This window comes from Allobosea sp. OK403, from assembly GCF_900113835.1.
Taxonomy (GTDB): Bacteria; Pseudomonadota; Alphaproteobacteria; order Rhizobiales; family Beijerinckiaceae; genus Allobosea.
In genome coordinates this window covers 221,113-242,083 of the sequence record NZ_FOQV01000004.1, presented here as the reverse complement: position 1 = coordinate 242,083, position 20,971 = coordinate 221,113, and the positions used below count along the sequence as shown (strand labels likewise).

Genomic DNA, 20,971 nt, shown 5'->3' with positions numbered 1-20,971 from the left:
CGGGCAGGCAGCCGCAACGGGGCGTCGCGGCGGCACAGCGTCTGCGATGAGCGCTTACTTCGCCGCGACGGTCATGGTGGCCAGCTTGTCGAAGAGTGCCGCAAAGACCTGTTTCGCCTTGCCGGGATGGCTTGCGGCCTTGGCCAGATCAAGATTGGGCGCGTCGCCCACGACGACCATCGCGACCATGCCCATCCCGTAATGCGGCTTGCATTTGTAGCCGTAGACGCCGGGCTTATCGAAGGTGATGGCGAGCTCTTCATTGACCTTGCCGACGAACGCCTTCGCGCCTTCCGGCAGCATCGTCTCGACGGTCTCGACGTTATGGCCCTTGTCCACAGCCACGAATTTCACGGTGTCGCCAGGGGCGATCTTCACCAGCGCCGGCTCGAAGACCATGACGCCTTCGGTGCCCTTGTTGAGCATCCGGACCTGGACCTCGGCTGCCTGTGCCATGCCGGTCAGTCCAAGGGCCGCAGCGACGGTCCCGAGCATCATCGCCTTGCGCATTGTCGTCTCCTGTTGCGATGCAAAAATCGCGAACCGCATCGAGGCTCTTGGGGGAGGTGATACTCCTGGCCCTCGGGCTGCTGTTTGCTGCCGCGCAAAGAGAGCCGCTTTTGTGTGGGACGGCCCGGTCGCGTCCTGTTTGCGCAGCAATAAGCCAGGCCGGAAAATCCGCTTCGGTTGCGTCAGGACGAACCTGGCTGCTGTTTGCGACAGCGGCTGTCCCAGCTATTGTCACTGTTGCCCTGCCAATCCGGCCTTGCCGGATCGAGCCCGCATCGGCGAGACCAGCCGCGGGCGCTGGCGTCCGTCCAGATCCGTGAAGACGTTAGCTTACACCCTGCTTCGGAGTGCTCGTCATGGCCAGCGTCGACCGGACCGTTATTGCCGACCTGCCGCTGTTTGCCGGTCTCGCGCCAGAGCAACTCGACGAATTGCTGCGCGAGGCGCAGTCCGTGCGCTACCCGAAGGGAACGACTGTCTTTCAGCAGGACGCTGAGGCGCACTCGTTTTTCGTGCTGCTCCACGGACATCTGCGCGTCTACAAACTCACGCCGGACGGGCAGCAGGTGGTGGTGCGGTTCGTTTCCGCCGGCGAAGTGTTCGGGGTCGCGATGGCCATCGGGCGGACGACTTATCCCGCCACCGCCGTCGCGGTCGTCGACAGCATCGCGCTGGTGTGGCCGTCCGTCGCCTGGCCCCGCCTCATCGCCAAGCATCCGACCCTCGCCGTCAACACGCTCCAGACCGTCGGCAGCCGGTTGCAGGATGCCCATGCACGCGTTGTCGAGATGTCGACCGAGCAGGTCGAGCGGCGGATCGCACATGCCTTGCTGCGCTTGGCGCAGCAGTCTGGACGCAAGGTGGAGGCTGGCGTGCAGATCGATTTCCCGATCTCGCGTCAGGACGTCGCCGAGATGACGGGCACCACTTTGCATACGGTCAGCCGGGTCCTGAGCGCGTGGGAGGACCGAGGCTTCGTCGCAAGCGGGCGTCAGAAGATCACGATTCTCGAGCCGCACCGGCTGTTCGTACTGGCCGAGGGCGGCCTGCCATAGGCTTCGGCTGCCGTGATGTCCCGCCTCCGCGCGTCGGAGGCTGACGGACGTCACTGCCGCGCAGCGACCGTCCGGAGATCGGCCAGGACTTGGCCGCGGTCTGCGCCGTGCTCCCGGCATGCGTCATCGATGGTGTGAAAGCAGGCGATCGGGCAGCCGACGCAATGCATCTTGTGATCGAGGAAGATCCGGATGGTTGCCGGCCATCGCCGCATGACCTCGTCGACAAGCGTCGTGAACTCGATGGGCATGGCCGCCTCCTTCCGTAAATCTGGCATGGCGGATGCTGCGTCCTTGGGGCCCGGCGATCGTTGCGCCGGCACAAATCCGCCAAGGGTGAGGCCGGCGGCCCTGCAAAGGTTCGGTCGTTCTGTTTGCGCGGCCGCAAAGAGGGATGGCGAAGCTGCGGGCATTGTCCAAGCCTCCAGCCCGGATGCAGACCAGCCATGAGCCCAACAGCGAAGCCGCCCCTCGATCCAGATCTGCTGGAATGCCTTGTTGGAGTCATGGATCCCGAGATCGGTCTGAGCGTGGTCGATCTCGGGCTCGTCTACCGCGCGACCCGCGACGAGAGCGGGATCGACGTGGCCCTCACATTGACCAGCCCGGCCTGCCCGCTCGGGGAGATGATACTCGAAGATGCGCGCGAACGGCTGGCCAGCCGGTTCCCGGATGCCGCGCGCATCGCACTCGATCTGGTCTGGCATCCGACCTGGAGCCCGGACCTGATCACCGACCGAGGCCGAAGACTGCTGGGACATCAACCGAAGGAAGCTGCCTGATGAGCGTCCGCAATGCGTCCGAAACCGTCATCGACGTGCGCCAGATCCTGCCGCGCATGAGCCGTCACCCGCTGATCTTCGCCACCTTCGGTCAGCTTGAGCCAAGCGACGCCCTGGTCCTGGTCAATGATCATGATCCCTGGCCGCTGCTCTACCAATTCAACGTCCGCCATCCCGGGGCGTTCATGTGGCGCTACGAGGAGGAGGGGCCTGATGTCTGGCGTGTCCGTATCACCCGCGCGGCCTGATCAGGCGGCAAGGCGCCTGCACAGCCGTCTCGCGGTCCGGGCGCCGCTGCTCGTACTGGCCGCTGTCGCCTTGCTGACGGGTCTCTGCGGTGGCTTTGGGCGGCTCGGACTGAACCTTCCCCACACAGCGTCCTTGGCCGAATTGCACGGACCGCTGCTGGTGTCGGGCCTCTTCGGCACATTGATCAGCCTCGAGCGGGCCGTCGCGATCAATCGCGGCTGGGCTTATTGCGCGCCAGCGCTTTCAGGGCTGGGAACGCTCGCTCTCCTGGCGGGAGCGCCGATTCCGGTTGGCGCCGGCGCCTATGCGCTCGCGGCGGGATCCCTCGCGGCGGGATCGCTCGTGATCACCATCCGCCAGCCGGCGCTGTTCACGGGAACGCTCCTCGTCGGCGCCCTGGCCTGGCTCGCCGGAAACCTGCTCTGGGCTACGGGCCGGCCGATAGCAGACGTCGTCGGATGGTGGCTCGCCTTTCTGGTTTTGACCATCGCCGCCGAGCGCCTGGAGCTCAGCCGCCTGGTGGCGCCGAAATGGGGCGGCGAGGCGCTCTTCCTCTTCGCGCTCGGCATGCTCCTCGTCGGAGCGCAGAACGGCGTCATGACCGGGAGTGGCTCAACCCTGTTCGGCATGGCCCTGCTGAGCATCACAGTCTGGCTGCTGCGACACGACATCGCCTGGCTGAGCATTCGCCGAACCGGGCAGACGCGATTCATGGCGGCCTGCATGCTCGCGGGCTATGTCTGGCTTGCGGTGGCCGGGGTCGCCCTGATTGCCGGCCGGCCGGGAACCACCATGTTCGGGTATGATATCGCCCTGCACGCGATCCTGATCGGCTTTGTTCTCTCGATGGTGTTCGGGCACGCCCTCATCATCCTTCCTGCAGTCGTGCGCCTGCGTTTGCGCTATACGCCGGCGCTGTATGCCCCGTTGTTCCTGCTGCATGGAGCCGTCGCCCTACGCGTGGGCTCCGGGCTTGCGGAATGGGAGGTTGGCCGGGCGTCCAGCGGCGCCCTGACCGCGCTGGCCCTCTTCGGTTTCGCCCTCGCGCTGCTGCTCCCCTCGCGGCACCCTCGCGCTTCTGTGGTCGAAGTGGTGGAGCCCGCCCCATGACCGCGCTCCCCCGTTCAATCTGCGGACAAGCCGCACTCCGCGAGGCCCCGATTCCGTTTTCCGGGCGCCCGGCATGGGGAGACTGTGATGATTGAGGTGACGCCTGCCTCATCGCAGGGTTTGGAGGCGCCACCCACAGCTGCAGGCGTGATCCAGCGCGTGCGCGGAATCGTTCAGGGGCTGGAGCTCGATTGCGAGTGCCGGAGCAAACTCGACAGCGCCCTGCTGCGGTTCGAGGCGTTGGAGGATCGGCGTCAGCTCCGGCGGCTCATCCTCGACGCCCGCCACCAGACGGAGCGCATCGCCGCACTGCTTGATCTCGCCCGCGAACTCGACGAACTCCCGATGGATGAGCCGGACCTGAGTGTGTTCGAGGAGGTCGCCCTGCTGTTTGAAGGCATCGAGGAGGCAGCTGCGCGCGGCGCAGCGGATATGCGGGCGGCACGGGAGGTCCGGAGACCGGACGAGACCGCCCCGGAGTGAACCGCGCGCGGGCCTGATCGAACCCGTGAACACAACATTTGCAAAGCCGCGATCAGCCTGTTAAACGTTTTACTGTAAAACGTTTAACAGGCTGTGGACCGCATGTCGGAGAGGCGCGTCACGATCAAGGATGTTGCGGCGCGCGCGGGCGTTTCGATCGCCACCGTGTCGAATGTCTTCAGTGGCAACAAGCCGGTGAATGCCGATCTGCAGGAGCGCGTGCAGAAGGCGGCTCGCGAATTGTCCTATCAGGTCGACCGCGCGGCCTCGCAGCTGCGCTCGGGCCAGGCCAAGGTCGTCGGCGTGCTCGTGCCCGATCTCGACGACGTGTTCTTCACCTCGCTCGTCTCGCAGCTCGAAGTCATGGCGCAGAAGGACGGCTACGACATCATCGTCGCCAGTTCGCGCGACGACATCGGGCTGGAACAGTCGCGCTTGCGGACGCTGCTGGCCTGGCGTCCCTCGGGCCTGATCGTCGTACCCTGTTCGGATGCCGTCCCCGCCGGGCTGGACAGCGAGTTCGCGCGCCTGCCGATGGTTTTTGCCGACCGCGTGCCGCCGGACGGGTCGATCGTCGACACGGTTGCGATCGATAATTGCGAGGCCGGCGAAATCGCCGCCCGCCATCTGCTGGAGCTGGGCCACCGCGACATCGTCGTCGCGGCCTCAAACCTGGCGATTTCCCCGATCCGGGAGCGCGTCCGCGGCGCCTCCGCGCTGATCCGTGCGAGACTGGGGGCCGACCCCACTGTGATCGAGCTCGGATCGAATGCGGAGCGCGGCACGGAGGCCTTCGCGCACTGGCTCGAGCGGCATAAGCGGCCGAGCGCGGTCATCGCCCTGACCAATGTCACCACGCTCAGCACATTGTCGGCCCTTGCGCGGCTGCGCATCGATATCCCCGATCCGGTCTCCGTCGTCGGCTTCGACGACTATCCCTGGATGAGCGCGCGCAAGACCGGCCTCACCGCGATCCGTCAGCCGATCGCCGAGATCGCCGCCGCGGCCTGGGAGCGGCTGCGCCGGCGCATGTCCGGCGATGCCTCGCCGCCATTGGGCAGCGTTCTGCAGACCAGCCTGCAGGTGCGCGATTCCGTGCGCGATCTTTCGCCCGCCGCCAAGGACGACGCCGGTAGCCACACTCTGACGCAGGACCAGGAGACGAAGACCGCGGCGGCGAACGCCGTGCACTGAAAGACAATTGCGACCTGATCACCGGGCCGACAGAGCCCGGATCAAGAGAGTTCTGGAGGAAATAGTGCAGCTTCGAACAACGGCACGGCTCCTGCCGCTGCTAGCGCCGGTGCATCTGCTCATCCTGAGCGTGATCGTGCTGCCGTCGCTTTATGTGGTCTGGCTCAGCCTGAACATGTCGAGCTTCGGCCAGGCGCCGAGCTTCGTCGGGCTGCAGAACTATGTTCGCGTCCTTGCCGATCCCGCCTTTCACCGCGCCTTGCTGAACACGGTCGTGCTCGTCGTCGTCGCGGTCCATTTCGAACTCGCTGTTGGACTCGGCATGGCGCTGCTGTTCGCGAGCGGCCTGCCGTTTCGACGCTTCCTGCTCGTCGCGGTGCTGGCGCCTTACGCGGTGAGCGAGGTCACCGCCGTAGTGATGTGGCGCTTCCTGTTCGATCCCGATGCCGGGCCGATCACGCTGGCGCTGCGCGCGCTCAACCTGCCGACGCTGGATTGGTCGTTCGAGCCGTCGCATGCGATGACCCTGATCGGGCTCCTGACGATCTGGCTGCACCTGCCCTTCACCTTCGTCATCGTCTACGCGGCGCGCCTCGCCATCCCCGCCGAACTCTATGAGGCGGCCAGGATCGACGGCGCGACGCGCTGGCAGGCCTTCCGGCGCGTGACGCTGCCGCTGCTTGCGCCCGCGATGCTGATCGCGCTGCTGTTCCGCTACATCTTCGCCTTCCGCCTGTTCTCGGAGGCCTGGCTGCTGACGAAAGGCGGTCCGGCGCGCTCAACCGAGGTCGTGGCGATCTACCTCTACCAGGAGGCTTTCAGCTTCAACGCCTTCGGCTCGGCCGCCGCGACCGCCTGGATCATGGTCGTGATCTCGCTCCTGCTGGCGGGGGCCTATGTCCTGCTGCTCAGGCGGGGAGGGCTTGCTCATGCGCATTGAGCGCTGGCTCATCGGGCTGGGCAAGGCGATCGCGGTCGCAGCGATCCTGCTCTGGTCGCTGTTCCCGATCCTGTTCATCGCCGTCTCCTCGCTGAAGCCGGGGCAGGACATCTTCGCGGTGCCGCCGAAATGGCTCTTCACCCCGACGCTGAAGCATTATGTCGAGCTGTGGCGCTCCTGGGGCGTCTTCTTCGAGGCCTTGCTCAACAGCCTGCTGATCACGGTGGGCGCGACGCTGCTCGCGATCGTCGCCAGCACCTGCGCGGGTTATGTCTATTCCCGTCATTCCGGGCGCTGGTTCGGCGCCAGCATCGCCGGGCTGATCATCGTGCGCCTGATCCCGCCGATCGTGGTGACGCTGCCGCTGTTCCCGATCGTCAACGCGCTCGGCCTCAACGACACGCATCTCGTGCTGATCCTGCTCTATGCGAGCTTCTTCGTGTCGCTCGGCACGGTGCTGATGCGCACCTTCATGGACCAGATCCCGCGCGAGCTCGACGAGGCGGCCGCCATCGACGGCGCCAGCCGCCTGACGATCCTGCGCAAGGTGATCGTGCCGCTGGCGATGCCGGGCGTGCTGGCGGTCGCGGTCTTCGTGATCGTGTTTTCCTGGAACGAGTTCCTCTTCGCCTTCGTCTTCACGGCCACGCGCGCCAAGACGGCGCCGCTCGTCATCTCCGAGATGATCGGCTCCATCGATGGCGTGGATTGGGGGATCCTGTTTGCGGCCTCGACCGTGCAGCTCGTGCCCGTCCTGCTCTTCGTCGTCTTCATGAACCGCTACCTCGTGGCCGGCCTCACCGCCGGTTCGACGAAGGGGTAGCCAACCATAAAAGGGAGGAAACCATGTCGAAGCAGCCTGAAACGACACTGACCCGCAGAACCTTCGTCGCCGGCACCATCGGCGCGGCAGCCGCGTTCTCGGCCCGGCCGGTGCTCGCCGCCGGCAAGATGCTGAACGTGCTCAGTCACAAGGTCCACCAGACCGTGCTGGGCTCCGGCGAAGGCGATCTGCTGAAGGGCTGGCTCAAGGCCAAGGACGCGGAGATCGCCTTCACGACCTTCGATTCCAACCCGTTGCAGGACCGGCTCTTCCGCGAGGCCAGCCTGAAGGAGACCGAGTACGGCGTCGGTTATCTCATCGACAACCGTCCGACATCGCAGATCGCGGCGCTGTTCGAGCCGCTGGAGCCCTATCAGAAGCAGGATGCGATCGAGGACTTCGCAGACATCGCGCCCGGTCTCGTGCAGGGCATGACGGTCGATGGCAAGCTGATCGGCATTCCCGTCCGCCATGCCACGCAGGGCCTGTTCTACAATGAGGCGCTGCTGGAGGAGGCGGGCATCTCTGCACCGCCGACCACGCTGGAAGAGCTGATCGAGCAGGCCAAGAAGACGAGCTTCACCTCCAAGGCCGGCACGCCGGTCACCGGCATGGTGCTCGCGAGCGATCTGGCGGTCTTCCCGGTGATGTTCGCGCGCGCCTATGGCGGGGATTTCGTCAGCTCCGATTTCAAGCTTGTCCCCAATCGCGAGGCGATGGAAAGCGGCCTTGCGGCGCTGCGGGGCATGTTCGAGGCCGGCAGCCTGCCGCGCAGCTATGCGACGACCAAGAACGACGATCAGGTGACGTGGCTGCAGCAAGGTCGGGCTGCCTTCACCATCCTGCCCTTCGCGCGCGGTGCGCAGCTCAACAACCCGGAGCAGAGCAAGTATCCGGGCAAGATCAAGGCGGTCGAATTCCCCGGCTCGGCTGCGATCAAGGGCAAGGTACCGATGGCTTCCGTCGTCGAGGCCTGGGCGATGGCGATCCCCCGGAACGCTAGGGATAAGGCGCTGGCCTGGAGCTTCATCAAGGAAGTCTCGAGCAAGCGCGTGACGCTGGGCATGGCGATCAACGGTAATGGGCCGGTGCGCGTCTCGACCTATGCCGATGCAGGGCTGAAGGCGAAGAACGCGCTCGCCGCCGTCGAGGCCAAGGTCCTGGCGACGGCGCGCGGAGCCTTCCCGCCATTTCCCGAGGCGGCGCGCGCCCAGGCGACCTTCCTCGAGGAGGTTCAGCTCGCCGTTCTCGGGCGCAAGCCCGTCAAGGACGCGGTCTCCGCCATCATCGAGCGCGTCAAGCCGATGATGCCGGCCTGATCCGACCGATAACGGTCGGCGCTACGGCGCCGGCCTCAACCCAATCAATCGACTCAATGCCAGTGGAAGGAAATCGCCTCATGTCCATGACCGGGGTTCGCTTCATCGAGGAGCCGGCGCGCTCCATCCCCGTCTCGGCCGAATATGACGTGCTCGTCGTCGGCGGCGGGCCATCGGGCCTCACCGCCGCGCTCGCCGCCGCCGAGGACGGCTTGCGCGTCGGGCTGATCGAGAGTCGCAGCTTCGTCGGCGGCAATATGACGATCGGCCTGCCGGTGCTGGGCTTCCTCGGCCAGAAGGGCAACCAGATCATCGACGGGCTGCCGCAGAAATTCATCGAACGCCTGCGCCGGGAGCGTGACGGTGCAAGCGAGCATCGGCCCTGTCCGCTGCATATGGGCATCACGCTGGTCGAGCCCGAAGCGGTCAAGACCGTGGCGCTGGAGATGCTGATCGAGGCCGGCGTCGATGTGCTGTTCTACACCTTCTTTGCCGGCGCGCTGGTCGAGAACGACATTATCCGCGGCGTCGTCACCGAGAGCAAAACCGGCCGTACCGCCATCCTCGCCAAGGTCGTGATCGACTGCAGCGGCGATGCGGACGTTGCCTATAGCGCCGGCGTGCCGACCGAAAAGGGCAATGCCGATGGCGGCATGCAGCCGCCGACGCTGATGTTCTGCCTCGCCGGCGTCGACACCGACGCGCTGCGCATGAGCATCGCCAATGCTCCGCCGGAGGCACGCACCTATCTCACCGATTTCATTCCCGCCGAGTATTTCGGCCAGAATCAGCAGTTCATCGTCGTCGGCATGCGCGAACTCATCGCCAAGGCCAAGGCCGAGCGCGGCCTGGCGATCCCCAATGAGCGCACGATCATCATCACCGGCCTGAAGAAGGGTGAGGTCTGGATCAACATGACCCGGGTCAAGGGCACCGACGGCACCAATGCCCGCAGCCTGACCAAGGGCGAGATCGAGGGCCGTGCCCAGATCGACGACATCGTGACCTATCTCATCAACTACGTGCCGGGCTTCGAGAAGGCCTATTTCACCAAGACGGCGCCCTTCCTCGGCATCCGCGAGACGCGCCGCATCCTCGGCCAATATGTGATGACGCAGGAGGATGTGCTGGCCTGCACGCATTTCGACGATGCGATCGCCGTCGCCAGCTATCCGATCGACATCCACCGACCCTCGGATGACGGCTGCACCTTAATCTGGTGCGGCGACTGCTACGATATCCCGTATCGGTCGCTGGTTCCCCAGAAGATCGGCAATTTGCTGGTCGCCGGCCGCAGCATCTCGGCCACGCATGAGGCCATGGGCGCGATCCGCGTCATGGCGACCTGCATGGCGATGGGCGAGGCCGCCGGGCGCGCCGCCAAGATTTCGGTGCGCGGCAACCGCCCGCCGGCCGATATCGATGTTGAGGAGCTGCGCCGCCAGCAGCTCGACCATGGCGTCTATCTGCGCAACCCCGACGGCAGCCGCGCCGGACCGCCGAACCGGGCCGCAGCCTGATGATCGGGCGGGCAGCGATGGTGGCGGACACTCAGCGTCATTCCGGGCTCAGGCCTGCGGCCTGCCCCGGAATGACGGCGTGGTTCCATCGGCATGACGCCTCATTTCATCATGGGAAAACTTGCAACGCGAGAGGCCCGCATTGCTCCGCTGACGGGATCGTCAATCCATGAGCACCCATTTCATTGGCATCGACGTCGGCACCGGCAGCGCCCGTGCCGGCATCTTCGACCGCAACGGGCGCATGCTCGCGACGGGCAAGCGCGACATCGCGCTCTATCAGGACGGGCCGGATATCGCGGAACAATCGAGCGCGGATATCTGGCGCGCCGTCTGCGCCAGCGTGCGCGCGGCGATGGCGCAAGCGAAGCTCGCGCCCGAGGCCATCGCCGGCGTCGGTTTCGATGCGACATGCTCGCTGGTCGTGCTCGGACAGAACGGGGCATCGCTGCCTGTCGGCGCCCATGGCGATGCGAGCCGCGACATCATCGTCTGGATGGACCACCGCGCCCTCGCTCAAGCTGACCGCATCAACCGCATCAATCATCCGGTGCTCGCCTATGTCGGCGGCACGATCTCGCCCGAAATGGAAACGCCGAAGCTGCTCTGGCTCAAGGAGCATCTGCCGGAGAGCTATGAGGCGGCCTGGCAGTTCTTCGACCTCGCCGACTTCCTGACCTGGCGGGCGAGCGGCTCATTGGCCCGCTCGGTCTGCACGGTCACCTGCAAATGGACCTATCTGGCGCATGAGGCGCGCTGGGACGCCGGCTACTTTCACCAGATCGGGCTCGGCGATCTGGCGGAGCAGGGTTTTGCGCGCATCGGCAGCGAGATCGTTCCCGGTGGCACGGCCTTGGGCCAAGGCCTGACAGCGCAGGCCGCAGCCGATCTCGGTTTGAAGCCGGGCACGGCGGTTGCGGCCGGGCTGATCGATGCGCATGCCGGCGGTCTCGGCTCGGTCGGCGTCCGCTCCGAACACGGTACGGCGTTGACCCGCATGGCCTATGTCTTCGGCACCTCGGCCTGCACCATGGCGAGCAGCCGTGAACCGATCTTCATCCCGGGCGTCTGGGGGCCCTATTTCTCGGCGATGGCGCCGGGGCTCTGGCTCAGCGAAGGCGGCCAATCCGGCGCCGGCGCGGCGATCGAGCAGTTGATCGGCTTCCATCCGGCCACACCCGAGGCGCAGCGCCTGGCCGCGCAAGAGGGTCTTTCGCTGCCTGCCTGGCTGGCAGACCGCGCGGCTGCAGGGAGCGAGGACCTCTCCGATGCCGTGCGATTGGCGGAAGGTCTCGTCGTCGTGCCCGATTTCCTCGGCAATCGCTCGCCCCATGCCGATCCGCAGGCGCGCGCCCTGATCGCCGGTCTTGGCATGGAGCGCGACCTCGACCATCTCCTCGCGCTCTATGTCGCGGGGCTCACGGGCATCGGCTACGGGCTGCGGCAGATTCTCAGAGCCAGCCGCGCCCGGGGTGCCACGATCGAAGCGATCGTGCTCAGCGGCGGCGCGGGCCGCCATCCGCTGATCCGGCAAGTGCTGGCCGACTGCGCCGGCTTGCCCGTGCTCGTGCCTGACGATGTCGACCCTGTCCTGCTGGGCGCGGCGATGCTCGGTGCAGCCGCGGCCGGCGCCTTCCCTGATCTCGCCAAGGTCATGACCGCGATGGCCCCGGCTGCGAGCGCCTTCACGCCAGCAGGCGGCGCTATCGCTGCGCTGCACGACAGGCGTTTTGCCGCCTTCGACCATTTGCAGGACGCCGCGCGCGTGGCGCGCGACCTGATGCACCCAACCGACCATCACGCAGTATCGGAGTCGACGCCGTGACGCAGCAACTGGCCGGAAAAACCGCCGCGATCACGGGCGCCGCCTCGGGTATCGGGCTTGCCTGCGCAAAGCGCCTGCTCGCCGCCGGAGCCTGCGTCGTTCTGGTCGATCGCGATGAAGCAGCGCTGGCTCGCGCGTGCGGTCCGCTCAGTGCGGCGGCGATACCGCTCGTCGTCGATCTGACCGATGCCGCTTCGGTCGCCGGCATGATGCCGCAGATTCTCGCAAGGACCGGCCAGCTGGACATCTTTCACGCCAATGCCGGCTCCTATGTCGGCGGGCCGGTCTGCGATGGCGATCCCGATGCCTGGGACCGGATGCTGAATCTCAACGTCAACGCCACCTTCCGCAGCATCCACGCCGTGTTGCCGCATATGATCGCGCGCAAGACCGGCGACATCATCGTCACGAGTTCGGTCGCGGGCGTCGTCCCGGTGGTGTGGGAGCCGATCTACACCGCCTCCAAGCACGCGGTGCAGGCCTTCGTTCACACCGTCCGCCGTCAGGTCATCCCGCACGGCCTGCGTGTCGGCGCTGTCCTGCCCGGCCCGGTCGTGACGGCGCTGATCGCGGACTGGCCGCGCGAAAAGCTCGAAGCCGAGCGCGCCGCCGGCGGCCTGATCGAAGCCGAGGAGGTGGCGGAAGCCGTCTTCTTCATGCTCAGCCGGCCCCGCAACGTCACGATCCGCGATCTCGTGATCCTGCCGCAAAGCACGGATCTTTAGAGCATTTTCTTCACGCCCGGCGATGCCAGCCTGTCCGCCATGCGGATCAGATCGGCAAGCGTCGCGGCCTTCATCTTGCGCATGGCCTGGCCACGGTGGACCTTCACCGTGATCTCGCTGAGGTTGAGCTCGGCTGCGATCTGCTTGTTGAGGCGGCCCTGGACGACGAACGCCATCACATCCCTCTCGCGCATCGACAGCGTCTCGAAGCAGGCCTTGATCTCGGCCAGGGCCGCCTCTCCGGCGCGCCTCTCGCGATCGCTGTCGATGGCGGCGCGGATCGCGTCGAGCAGGTCCTGCTCGCGAAAGGGTTTCAGCAGGAATTCGACGGCACCGGCCTTGATGGCGCGCACGGCCATCGGCACATCGCCATGGCCGGTCAGAAAGATGACCGGCAGGGGATCGCGCAATTTTGCCAGCTCCGCCTGGAAATCCATGCCGCTGGGCCCAGGCATCCTGACGTCGAGAACCAGGCAGGACGGCTGGTCGGGGCGATGAACCAGTGCGAATTCCCGGACCGATGCGAAGCACGCAACCGCATAGCCTACGGACCGGAGCAGGCTGTCGAGCCCGTCCCGCACGGAGGGATCGTCGTCGATGACGAAGACGGTCGGGGTCTCCTGGCTCATGGCCCTAGGCTGTCCTCGTCATGTTCAGCGGGAGCGTGAAGCCGAACACCATGCCGCGCGGATGGTTGAGCGCGGCATAGATCGTGCCGCCGTGAGCCTCGACGATCGAGCGGCTGATCGCCAGCCCCATGCCCATGCCGCCGGGCTTGGTCGTGTAGAAGGCCTCGAAGACCTGCGCGATCGCCATTGGCGCGAGGCTGATGCCGGTGTCGCGAACGCTCACCGTGATCTTGCTGGCATCGGAAGCCGCGCTGACGAGCAGGTCACGCGGGCCGGTCTCGAGGCCACCCATCGTCTCGGCGGCGTTGACCACGAGGTTGAGGACGACCTGTTGCAGCTGGACACGGTCGACCAGAGGACGCGGAAGGTCGGTGCCGTAATCGGTGCGCAGCACGACGCGGTTCCGGCGGATCTCGGCCCGTGCCAGAACCAGGGCCTCGTCGATCAGTTGGACGAGGTCGACCCTGTCGCGCGAGGGCGGAGATTTGCTGACGAGGCGGCGGACGCGGCCGATGACCTCGCCGGCACGATCGGCATCGGTCACGACGCGGCCGAGCGCGCGTCTTGCCTCGTCGGGAGAGGGGGGCGATGCGTCGAGCCAGCGCAAGGCGGCATGCCCATTGGCGACGATGCCGGCAAGCGGCTGGCTGACCTCATGGGCGATCGAGGCTGTGAGTTCCCCCATGGTCGTGACGCGCGCCATATGGGCCAGATCCGCCAGGGCCTGCCGGGCGCGAGCCTCGGTTGTCTCATTCCTGATCGCGAGAAAGGTCGTCGTTGCGATGGCGAGCAGGCTCAAGGCGCCGTTCACCAGGCCAGATTGACGGTCGCCATGCGTGGTGAGGACATAGCTCACGACCGTGAGGACGGCGCATCCGATACCGATGCTCGCGACGAAACGCGTCCGGCCGGACTGTGCTGCGATCAGGATGACCGCGACATAGAGGACAGCAAAGGCGATCTCCCGATCCGTGACGGTGTCGGCCGCGAAGATGGCGGCGATGAACAGCGAAAGCCCCAGCCAGAGCAAGGGCCTCTCGATCGGGAACGTCAGCCTCTTGCGTCTCATGCGCCGACCTCTGCACCGACCCCGGCGAACCTGCCTTCGATCGATACCTTAGCTGATGAGACGGTCTGTCTCGACGTCGGGCTGCGATTTTCGGCAGCGGTCACTCGACCATCGCTTCCGCTCGCCAACGGGCGGCCGTGACGATCGGCTCCAGGCTCAGTCGCCCGACGATCTGCTCCAGGGCCGTGTCCTGACGGCGATCGGCGGTCACGCTGGCCGAGACCTCGACACGGTCGGTGTCCTCGATGTTCCGGCTGTCGAGGGCATGGAGGTGGAGAGATGCATGATCGATCCCCTTAAGCAGCAGCGCTCTGACATGGGCTTCGCCTTCGCTATGGCAGATCGCCGTCACCGCATAGCGCACGACGAGTTCTGTGGTCCCCATCGGCTGTCGCGCGATCAGGCGGATTAGGGGACGCAGCGCGAGGTTGACCAGGATAACGAAACCGGTCGCCAGCAGCGCATGTAGCGGAAACCCGATGCCGGCAACGAGACCCACCGCGGCGGAGCACCACAGGGTCGCCGCCGTGTTCAGGCCGCGGACGTTGAGCCCCTCCTTGAAGATGACACCCGCACCCAGGAAGCCGATGCCGGAAACGACCTGCGCCGCCACTCGCGTCGGGCTGGCGTCTCCCGGAACGAGGCCGGCGAACATGACGAAGATGGCCGAGCCCAGCGCGACAAGCGTGTTGGTGCGCAGTCCAGCAAGCCGCTGACGCCATTGCCGCTCGAACCCGATCAGGGCGCCGAGCGCGAAAGCCGTCCCGAGGTTGAGCGCCGCCTGCTCAAGGCCGATGATCATGGTCGCTCCGGATATCATCCCTGTCGTCGGTCCATTTCCGGTTCCGCATCAGCGTGAGGCTGTAACGGCTCAGCCGGTCCGAGATATGCAGGAGCCTGCGGGTCGTTCGCGGCGCAAACCAGCCGTCGAAATACAGGCGCGAGATAAGCCGCAACATGTGTTTCGACAGCCAAAGCAGCCCCCTCACCACGGGCCAGAACAACCGCGTCCCGACGAGCAGTCGCACCAGCCGCGATGGAGGCCGGGACGGCACGCGGCGATGGCCGGTCGTTGCAGCCAGCCGCAGCCGGCGCGATTCCAGCCAGACGCGAAGGAGGTCTTGGTCCTTCCTCATGGTGCACCTGATGTCGCGAGGCATGGGCTCCCCATCGCGAACCGGCTTCGAGGCCGATCCGCGGTGGGGCGATCATCGCGCTGGTTGCCGGGTTCAGTCGGGATCGTCGAGCGTGAACAGGTCGGCCTGCTCGTCATAGGCGAAGTACTCGGCATAGCGCGCCCAGTTCGTGACCGCCTTCAGGGTCGTGGCGGCGTAGTCTTCCGACATGTGATCCTCGAGCTCGTCGCGGAAACGCCGCGCCGGGGCGCGATGGCTCGGCCGCTCGTCGAGCACGCGGCGGATATGGGCGGCGAGCGGGACGTAAGTCGCCAGATGCTGCGAGAAGAGGCGCTTGCGCTCGTCGACGTCGCCGTCGGCGAAGCGCAGGCCTGGCGCCGTGAGCTTGATGTCGCCGCCCTCCAGATCGGCGAAGCGCAGGAGCTGGAGCGTTTCCGCAACCGGGAAGAGGTCATCGATCTCAAGATGCAGCTCGGCTGCTAGCGGCGGCAAATCGGCCTCGCCCTTGTACGGATCGGCCGCGATCGCCTCGATCATGCCGGCCATCAGATTGGTCGAGACGCGCGGCAGCGACATGGAGATGCCGGTGCCGGGGAAAAGGCCCTCGCGGACCGGTGCGCCCGACCTGGCGGTCATGCGGGCATAGATGTCCTCGACCAGCATGCGGAAAGCCGGGTCGAGCCGGTTGCGGGGCTGGGGCATATCGACCTTGATCTCGGCGATCACCCGCCCGGGGTTCGAGCCGAAGATCAGGATGCGATCGCACATCAGCACCGCCTCCTCGATGTTGTGGGTCACCATTAGGATGGCCTCGATCGGCATCCGTCCCTCGCACCAGAGGTCGAGCAGGTCAGTGCGCAAGGTCTCCGCCGTCAGCACGTCGAGCGCCGAGAACGGCTCGTCCATCAGCAGCACCTTGGGATGGACGACGAGCGCACGCGCCAGGCCGACGCGCTGGCGCATGCCGCCTGAAAGCTCCTTGGGGTAGGCGCTCTCGAAGCCGTCGAGGCCGATCAGGTCGATCGCCGCGAGCGCACGCTTGCGCCGCTCGGCCGGGACCACGCCCTGCGCTTCCAGCCCGAGCTCGACATTCTCCAGCACGGTCAGCCAGGGGAACAGCGCAAAGCTCTGGAAGACCACGGCGACACCCGAGGTCGGTCCAGTCACCGGTTTGCCCTGAAAGGTGACGGTGCCGCTGCTCGGCGCGATCAGGCCGGCGATGGCGCGAAGCAGGGTCGACTTGCCCGAGCCGGAGCGGCCGAGCAGGCCGACGATCTCGGCGGGCCTGAGCTCGACATCGACCTTGTCGAGCACGATGAGCGAGCCCGATGCGCCCTTGTCGTAGGTTTGGCAGATCTGGGCAGCGCTGACGAGCGGCGCGGTCTTGGCAGCCCGGGTGATGACGGTGGCATCCATGGTGCGATCCTCCAGCGGAAGGGGTCAGTCGAGACGCAGGCGACGTTCCGCGAAGACATAGAGCGGGCGCCAGAGCGTGCGGTTGAACAGGGTGACGAAGAGCGACATCACGGCGATGCCCAGGACGACGCGGGGGAAATCGCCCGCCTCGGTCGCCTTGGCGATGTAGGAGCCGAGACCATAGGCCTCGAGCTTGGTGTCGCCCCAGCTCACGACCTCGGCGACGATGCTGGCGTTCCACGAGCCACCCGATGCCGTCAGCGCCCCGGTGACGTAATAGGGGAAGATTCCCGGCAGCATGACGCGGCGCCACCATGTCCAGGAGCGCAGCTGATAGACCGAGGCGACCTCGCGCAGATCGGTCGGGAAGGCGCTCGCGCCTGCGATCACGTTAAACAGGATGTACCATTGCGTGCCGAGCACCATCAGCGGCGAGAGCCAGATGTCGGGGTTCGCGCCGGTTGCGACGATGGCGACGACCGCGAAGGGAAACAGCACATTGGCGGGGAAAGCCGCCAGGAACTGCGCGATTGGCTGGACGCGCTCGGCCACGGCCGGCCGCAGGCCGATCCAGACGCCCAGCGGCACCCAGATCAGGCTGGCCACGGCGATGAGCACGATGACCCTGAGCAGAGTGACGAGGCCGCGGCCCAAGGGATCCCAGATATCGGATAGAGACAAGCTCTGGCCGACATAGGACACGGCCGTCCAGGCACCCCAGGCGCCGATGGCGATGATCAGGCCGAGCCAGGCATAGTCGATTGCCCGCGTGGTCGCCTGTGCGTCTTGCCTCGGCGCCGGGGCGGCGCGATGCGTGTGTGACAGCCGCACCAGCAGGAGCCGGTTCCAGAGCCAGGCGAATGGACCCGACAGATATTTGAGCAGATGCGTGCGCCGGATCAGCCCATAGACCCAGGAGCGCGGCTTCTGCTGGCCGGCCGTCTGCTCGAAGCGGAACTTGTCGGCCCAGGCGACGATGGGGCGGAACAGGAGCTGGTCATACAGGCCGATCACAATCGCCATGGCCAGCACTGCCCAGGCAATGGCGGCGAAGTCCTGCTCCTTGATGGCGAGTGCGAGCCAGGAGCCCAGCCCCGGCAATTGGACGGTCGTGTCACCCACCGTGATGGCCTCGGAGGCGACTACGAAGAACCAGCCGCCCGACATCGACATCATCGTGTTCCAGACCAGGCCCGGCGCCGCAAAGGGAGCCTCCAGGCGCCAGAAGCGCTGCCAGGACGAGAGGCCAAAGCCACGGCTGACCTCGTCGAGATCACGCGGCACGGTCCTGAGCGATTGGTAGAAGGAAAAGGCCATGTTCCAGGCCTGGCTGGTGAAGATCGCAAAGATCGCGGCGCATTCGGCCCCGAGTTGGCTGCCCGGGAACAGGCCCATGAAGAAGGTGACGGTGAAGGTCAGGAAGCCGAGCACCGGCACCGACTGCAGGATGTCGAGCGCCGGAATGATGATCATCTCGGCGCGACGGCTCTTGGCGGCGAGCGTTGCGACGACGAAGGTGAAGATCAGCGAGGCGATGATCGCCGCGAACATCCTGAGCGTTGTGCGGAGTGCATATTCCGGCAGCAGGATCGGATCGAGCGCGACCGGGCTGGTGGCAAGCCCCTCCAGCGGCGAGCGCATCCCGGCGCCGCCATGGAACGCCAGCACGGCGACCGCCGCGAGCAGCGAGAAGGCGGCCAGATCATAGATATTGGGCAGGATGCGGTTGCGGGTGAGCGCGGCCAGCGCGCTGGGAGCGCCCCGGTCATTTGTGGGAAACACCATGGGTCACCTCGGGCTTCTGTTGCCGGGCGGGGGATTTTGCCGCCGCGATTTCGCATGCAAAGGGCGCTCGGCTCGATCAGGCGGCTCAAGCCGCCCGGCCGTTCCAGTCGTCGCTATGTCGGGCTGCTTCGAGGGAACCGCTCTCCTGGCTGGACCAGCGGCATTCCAAGCGACCGGCTGTGTTGAGACGCCATATCGCGACCGGTGTCGGACGCCGTGCGGGATGCAGGCGAACGACCACGCAGGGGTTCTTGCTGAAGCCGATGCCGTCGGCTCGACCCTGGTTGGAAAGAGCCGCCTGGCTGCGGAAGAGAATGACGTTGCTCATGGTTCACCTCCTCGGATCGCCTGCTGCCCTGCCTGCAGGCCAGCATCGGGCACGATCCATGCTGACGGCATGACCTCTCGCCCACGGCCGGGAGCCATGGCGATCGATCGCTTGGGTCTTCATCCTGGTGAAGGTCTGGACCGGTTGTTGTTAAGTCTCTTCGAACCGCGAGCGCGGTGAAGACATGCCCTCTGTGCTCGCCGCGGCATCTCCGGTCAATCGGACCATGGGGTCGTGAAATATACGATGGTATAGGCGGCGAGTCCGACAGGTCCTCGTAGCCCAGACCGAGCCTGCGTCTTTGCGAGGAACCGTACCTGGGCAGCCGGTGCTCCAAAGTCCTGGGATCTCGGCTATTCCAACCCGGAATGTTCGCGCGTGCCGCGGCTCCCGATGGGCGATTCAGGGGTGGGCGCCTTGGCGCTGCCAGCGTCTTGGGCGGCCAATTTCCGGTTAGGTATCCATGGCTTACTGAGTTATGGTAATTTCGCTGCTCGACAATGGCTGGGGTTCACAAGTGATGCTGCGGACAGGTATCGTATTGCTCGCCTTGGCGGTTGCCATGCCGGCCGGCGCACGTGAGATCGTTGCCTATAAGGGCGAGGCGGCACCGGGCGCGATCGTCATCAAGACCAAGGAACGGCGTTTATACTTGGTGCAGGGCGATGGCACGGCCATCCGCTACCAGGTTGCGGTCGGGAAGGCCTCCAAGCAATGGCTTGGTGAGGTGCTGGTCGAGGGCAAGCATGTCGAGCCCGCCTGGTCGCCGCCCGACGAGATCAAGCGCGACAACCCAAAGCTTCCCGACGTCATCCCGGGGGGCTCGCCGCGTAACCCGATGGGCGCACGTGCGCTGACGCTGTCTGGTGGCGGACAATATGCGATCCATGGCACCAATCGGCCGGATTCGATCGGCACCTTTGCGTCCTATGGCTGCTTTCGGATGTTCAACGACGACATCGTTGATCTGTTCGAACGCGTCTCAGTCGGAACCCCGGTCCTGGTCCTGCGCTGATCGCCAGAGCGTTTTCGAGCGATTTGGACGCCGGTTCGCGTGAAGAAAACGCGTTAAAACGAAGCGCTGGATCGTTGCTCTAGACGAGCTTACGCGCTGCCATGACATGGCAGCGCGCGAAGACCGGAAGCGTCTCGCTTATTGAACGCGGTGGGCCGAATAGGCCGAGTCCGTAACCTTGCTGCTGTTGAGAGACCGCAAGCTGGCGATGTAGTCGGCCGGATAGAGCAGGGTGTTGTTGGGCGCTTGCAATCCCATGAAGGTCGCGACTTCGCCGACCCATCTGTTGCAGTTATAAAACACCGCATGCCAGGCCGGGGAGGTCTTTTGCTTGTTCCTGATATAGGCCGCGACGCGACGATACTGAGCCTCATTCAGGGGAACCCTGAAGCGCGCCGAGATGTATTCGTCTTCCATGTCGCCGTCGCTGGGGCCGGTTTCAGACGGGACCGGCAAAACATGTCCGACTGACCAAAGCTGCGGCCCTTCGCCCGCCGGGTGTAGCCCGGCGACCTGATCGGCCGTGACCTGGCCGATCTGGCCTTTGGCGTTCAGCCGGCCATAGACGAGAAAGGTGTGGCCATAGCTGAGAGCGTAGCGCGACCGAAATTCCACGTAATATTGGTCGGTCCGCTGGCTCGCTTCCCGTCGCGAGACGCGATGCCGGGTCCCGCTGACGGCCGGGGCGTCCTGCGTGGCGGTCATCTGATTGTCGTCGGGAGGCGCGTAGCGATCCTGCGCCTGGGTCGGGAGCGGCCCGAGGCCGCAGAACATACCCGCAACACAGGCTATAGAGGCCCAAGCACGCGTTTGTCGGGTCAGATCAAGCCACACCGCATAACTCCTGCTTTCGCGAGGAACGTATATCGGCACAGCGATCGCTGTCGCCGTATCATCGAATGACCGGGGTCATCTCAAATCCAGAGTAAGAAAACGGCCGGCCGGACCGGCCGTTTTCTATTGAGCTGGAACTAGCCCTTCGTCACGATCGGTGCAGAAGATGGCGGGGGGGCTTTGCCTTTGCCCTTGCCTATGGTTGCACATCCTCCGACGCCCAT

At 65.8% G+C, this 20,971-nt stretch carries 23 protein-coding genes; 13 read left to right on the top strand and 10 right to left on the bottom strand.

Going from position 1 to position 20,971, the window contains the following annotated elements; genetic code table 11:
* Positions 1–54 precede the first annotated feature (54 nt).
* Positions 55–510, bottom strand: a complete 456-nt coding sequence (locus BMZ97_RS17235; RefSeq protein WP_092172053.1) for a pseudoazurin — start codon at positions 508–510, stop codon at positions 55–57.
* 356 nt (positions 511–866) lie between these two features.
* On the opposite strand from BMZ97_RS17235, the gene BMZ97_RS17230 reads away from it, so the two are divergent.
* Entirely contained in the window at positions 867–1,565 is a 699-nt protein-coding gene (locus BMZ97_RS17230; protein WP_092172050.1) for a Crp/Fnr family transcriptional regulator, read from the top strand.
* A gap of 50 nt (positions 1,566–1,615) precedes the next feature.
* Here the strand turns inward: BMZ97_RS17230 and BMZ97_RS17225 are convergent, their stop codons facing one another.
* Positions 1,616–1,816 (bottom strand): DUF1858 domain-containing protein, encoded by a 201-nt coding sequence (locus BMZ97_RS17225; protein WP_092172047.1) that lies wholly within the window; start codon positions 1,814–1,816, stop codon positions 1,616–1,618.
* 195 nt (positions 1,817–2,011) lie between these two features.
* On the opposite strand from BMZ97_RS17225, the gene BMZ97_RS17220 reads away from it, so the two are divergent.
* The 11 genes from BMZ97_RS17220 to BMZ97_RS17170 all read left to right on the top strand — a co-directional run bounded on the left by BMZ97_RS17220 (position 2,012) and on the right by BMZ97_RS17170 (position 12,535).
* Positions 2,012–2,347, top strand: a complete 336-nt coding sequence (locus BMZ97_RS17220; RefSeq protein ID WP_092172045.1) for a metal-sulfur cluster assembly factor — start codon at positions 2,012–2,014, stop codon at positions 2,345–2,347.
* The gene (locus tag BMZ97_RS17215) at positions 2,347–2,595 is read left to right on the top strand and encodes a DUF2249 domain-containing protein (RefSeq protein WP_092172042.1); all 249 of its coding nucleotides are present in this window, start codon (positions 2,347–2,349) and stop codon (positions 2,593–2,595) included. The genes BMZ97_RS17220 and BMZ97_RS17215 overlap by 1 nt, the downstream gene beginning before the upstream one ends.
* Entirely contained in the window at positions 2,561–3,706 is a 1,146-nt protein-coding gene (locus tag BMZ97_RS17210; protein WP_210188273.1) for a hypothetical protein, read from the top strand. The genes BMZ97_RS17215 and BMZ97_RS17210 overlap by 35 nt, the downstream gene beginning before the upstream one ends.
* 87 nt (positions 3,707–3,793) lie before the next feature.
* Positions 3,794–4,189: a hypothetical protein gene (locus BMZ97_RS17205; protein ID WP_092172040.1), complete on the top strand. Its 396-nt coding sequence runs from the start codon at positions 3,794–3,796 to the stop codon at positions 4,187–4,189.
* 102 nt (positions 4,190–4,291) lie between these two features.
* A complete protein-coding gene (locus BMZ97_RS17200; protein WP_092172037.1) occupies positions 4,292–5,383 on the top strand; it encodes a LacI family DNA-binding transcriptional regulator in 1,092 nt (363 codons plus the stop codon).
* Between the two features lie 64 nt (positions 5,384–5,447).
* Complete coding sequence (locus tag BMZ97_RS17195; protein WP_092172034.1) at positions 5,448–6,323, top strand: carbohydrate ABC transporter permease; 876 nt, start codon at positions 5,448–5,450, stop codon at positions 6,321–6,323.
* Positions 6,313–7,146: a carbohydrate ABC transporter permease gene (locus BMZ97_RS17190; RefSeq protein WP_092172033.1), complete on the top strand. Its 834-nt coding sequence runs from the start codon at positions 6,313–6,315 to the stop codon at positions 7,144–7,146. The genes BMZ97_RS17195 and BMZ97_RS17190 overlap by 11 nt, the downstream gene beginning before the upstream one ends.
* Positions 7,147–7,169: 23 nt before the next feature.
* Positions 7,170–8,465 carry an ABC transporter substrate-binding protein gene (locus tag BMZ97_RS17185; protein WP_092172031.1) on the top strand — a complete coding sequence of 432 codons (1,296 nt, stop codon included), beginning with the start codon at positions 7,170–7,172 and terminating at the stop codon, positions 8,463–8,465.
* Between the two features lie 80 nt (positions 8,466–8,545).
* A complete protein-coding gene (locus tag BMZ97_RS17180; protein WP_092172030.1) occupies positions 8,546–9,985 on the top strand; it encodes an FAD-dependent oxidoreductase in 1,440 nt (479 codons plus the stop codon).
* Between the two features lie 169 nt (positions 9,986–10,154).
* Positions 10,155–11,810 (top strand): FGGY-family carbohydrate kinase, encoded by a 1,656-nt coding sequence (locus BMZ97_RS17175; RefSeq protein WP_092172028.1) that lies wholly within the window; start codon positions 10,155–10,157, stop codon positions 11,808–11,810.
* On the top strand, positions 11,807–12,535 hold the full coding sequence (locus BMZ97_RS17170; protein WP_092172027.1) for an SDR family oxidoreductase: 729 nt from the start codon (positions 11,807–11,809) through the stop codon (positions 12,533–12,535). The genes BMZ97_RS17175 and BMZ97_RS17170 overlap by 4 nt, the downstream gene beginning before the upstream one ends.
* Here BMZ97_RS17170 and BMZ97_RS17165 read toward each other — a convergent pair.
* From BMZ97_RS17165 to BMZ97_RS30775, 7 genes are all read right to left on the bottom strand, one after another.
* Positions 12,532–13,164 (bottom strand): response regulator transcription factor, encoded by a 633-nt coding sequence (locus BMZ97_RS17165; protein WP_092172025.1) that lies wholly within the window; start codon positions 13,162–13,164, stop codon positions 12,532–12,534. The two genes, BMZ97_RS17170 and BMZ97_RS17165, sit on opposite strands and share 4 nt — an antisense overlap.
* Before the next feature lie 4 nt (positions 13,165–13,168).
* Positions 13,169–14,233: a sensor histidine kinase gene (locus BMZ97_RS17160; RefSeq protein WP_092172023.1), complete on the bottom strand. Its 1,065-nt coding sequence runs from the start codon at positions 14,231–14,233 to the stop codon at positions 13,169–13,171.
* A gap of 100 nt (positions 14,234–14,333) precedes the next feature.
* Entirely contained in the window at positions 14,334–15,035 is a 702-nt protein-coding gene (locus tag BMZ97_RS17155) for an MgtC/SapB family protein (RefSeq protein ID WP_092172022.1), read from the bottom strand.
* The gene (locus BMZ97_RS17150; protein WP_092172020.1) at positions 15,019–15,393 is read right to left on the bottom strand and encodes a hypothetical protein; all 375 of its coding nucleotides are present in this window, start codon (positions 15,391–15,393) and stop codon (positions 15,019–15,021) included. Before BMZ97_RS17150 ends, BMZ97_RS17155 begins: the two co-directional genes overlap by 17 nt.
* 69 nt (positions 15,394–15,462) lie before the next feature.
* Positions 15,463–16,785, bottom strand: coding sequence for an ABC transporter ATP-binding protein (locus BMZ97_RS17145; RefSeq protein ID WP_092172018.1), 1,323 nt, complete (start codon positions 16,783–16,785; stop codon positions 15,463–15,465).
* A gap of 24 nt (positions 16,786–16,809) precedes the next feature.
* Positions 16,810–18,570, bottom strand: coding sequence for an ABC transporter permease (locus BMZ97_RS17140; protein ID WP_092172015.1), 1,761 nt, complete (start codon positions 18,568–18,570; stop codon positions 16,810–16,812).
* Positions 18,571–18,655: 85 nt separating this feature from the next.
* Entirely contained in the window at positions 18,656–18,898 is a 243-nt protein-coding gene (locus tag BMZ97_RS30775) for a hypothetical protein (protein WP_139221246.1), read from the bottom strand.
* A gap of 562 nt (positions 18,899–19,460) precedes the next feature.
* Here BMZ97_RS30775 and BMZ97_RS17135 point away from each other — a divergent pair.
* Entirely contained in the window at positions 19,461–19,913 is a 453-nt protein-coding gene (locus tag BMZ97_RS17135) for a L,D-transpeptidase (protein WP_244546473.1), read from the top strand.
* Positions 19,914–20,051: 138 nt separating this feature from the next.
* On the opposite strand, the gene BMZ97_RS17130 is transcribed toward BMZ97_RS17135, so the two are convergent.
* Positions 20,052–20,618 carry a hypothetical protein gene (locus BMZ97_RS17130; RefSeq protein WP_139221245.1) on the bottom strand — a complete coding sequence of 189 codons (567 nt, stop codon included), beginning with the start codon at positions 20,616–20,618 and terminating at the stop codon, positions 20,052–20,054.
* Between the last annotated feature and the right edge of the window lie 353 nt (positions 20,619–20,971).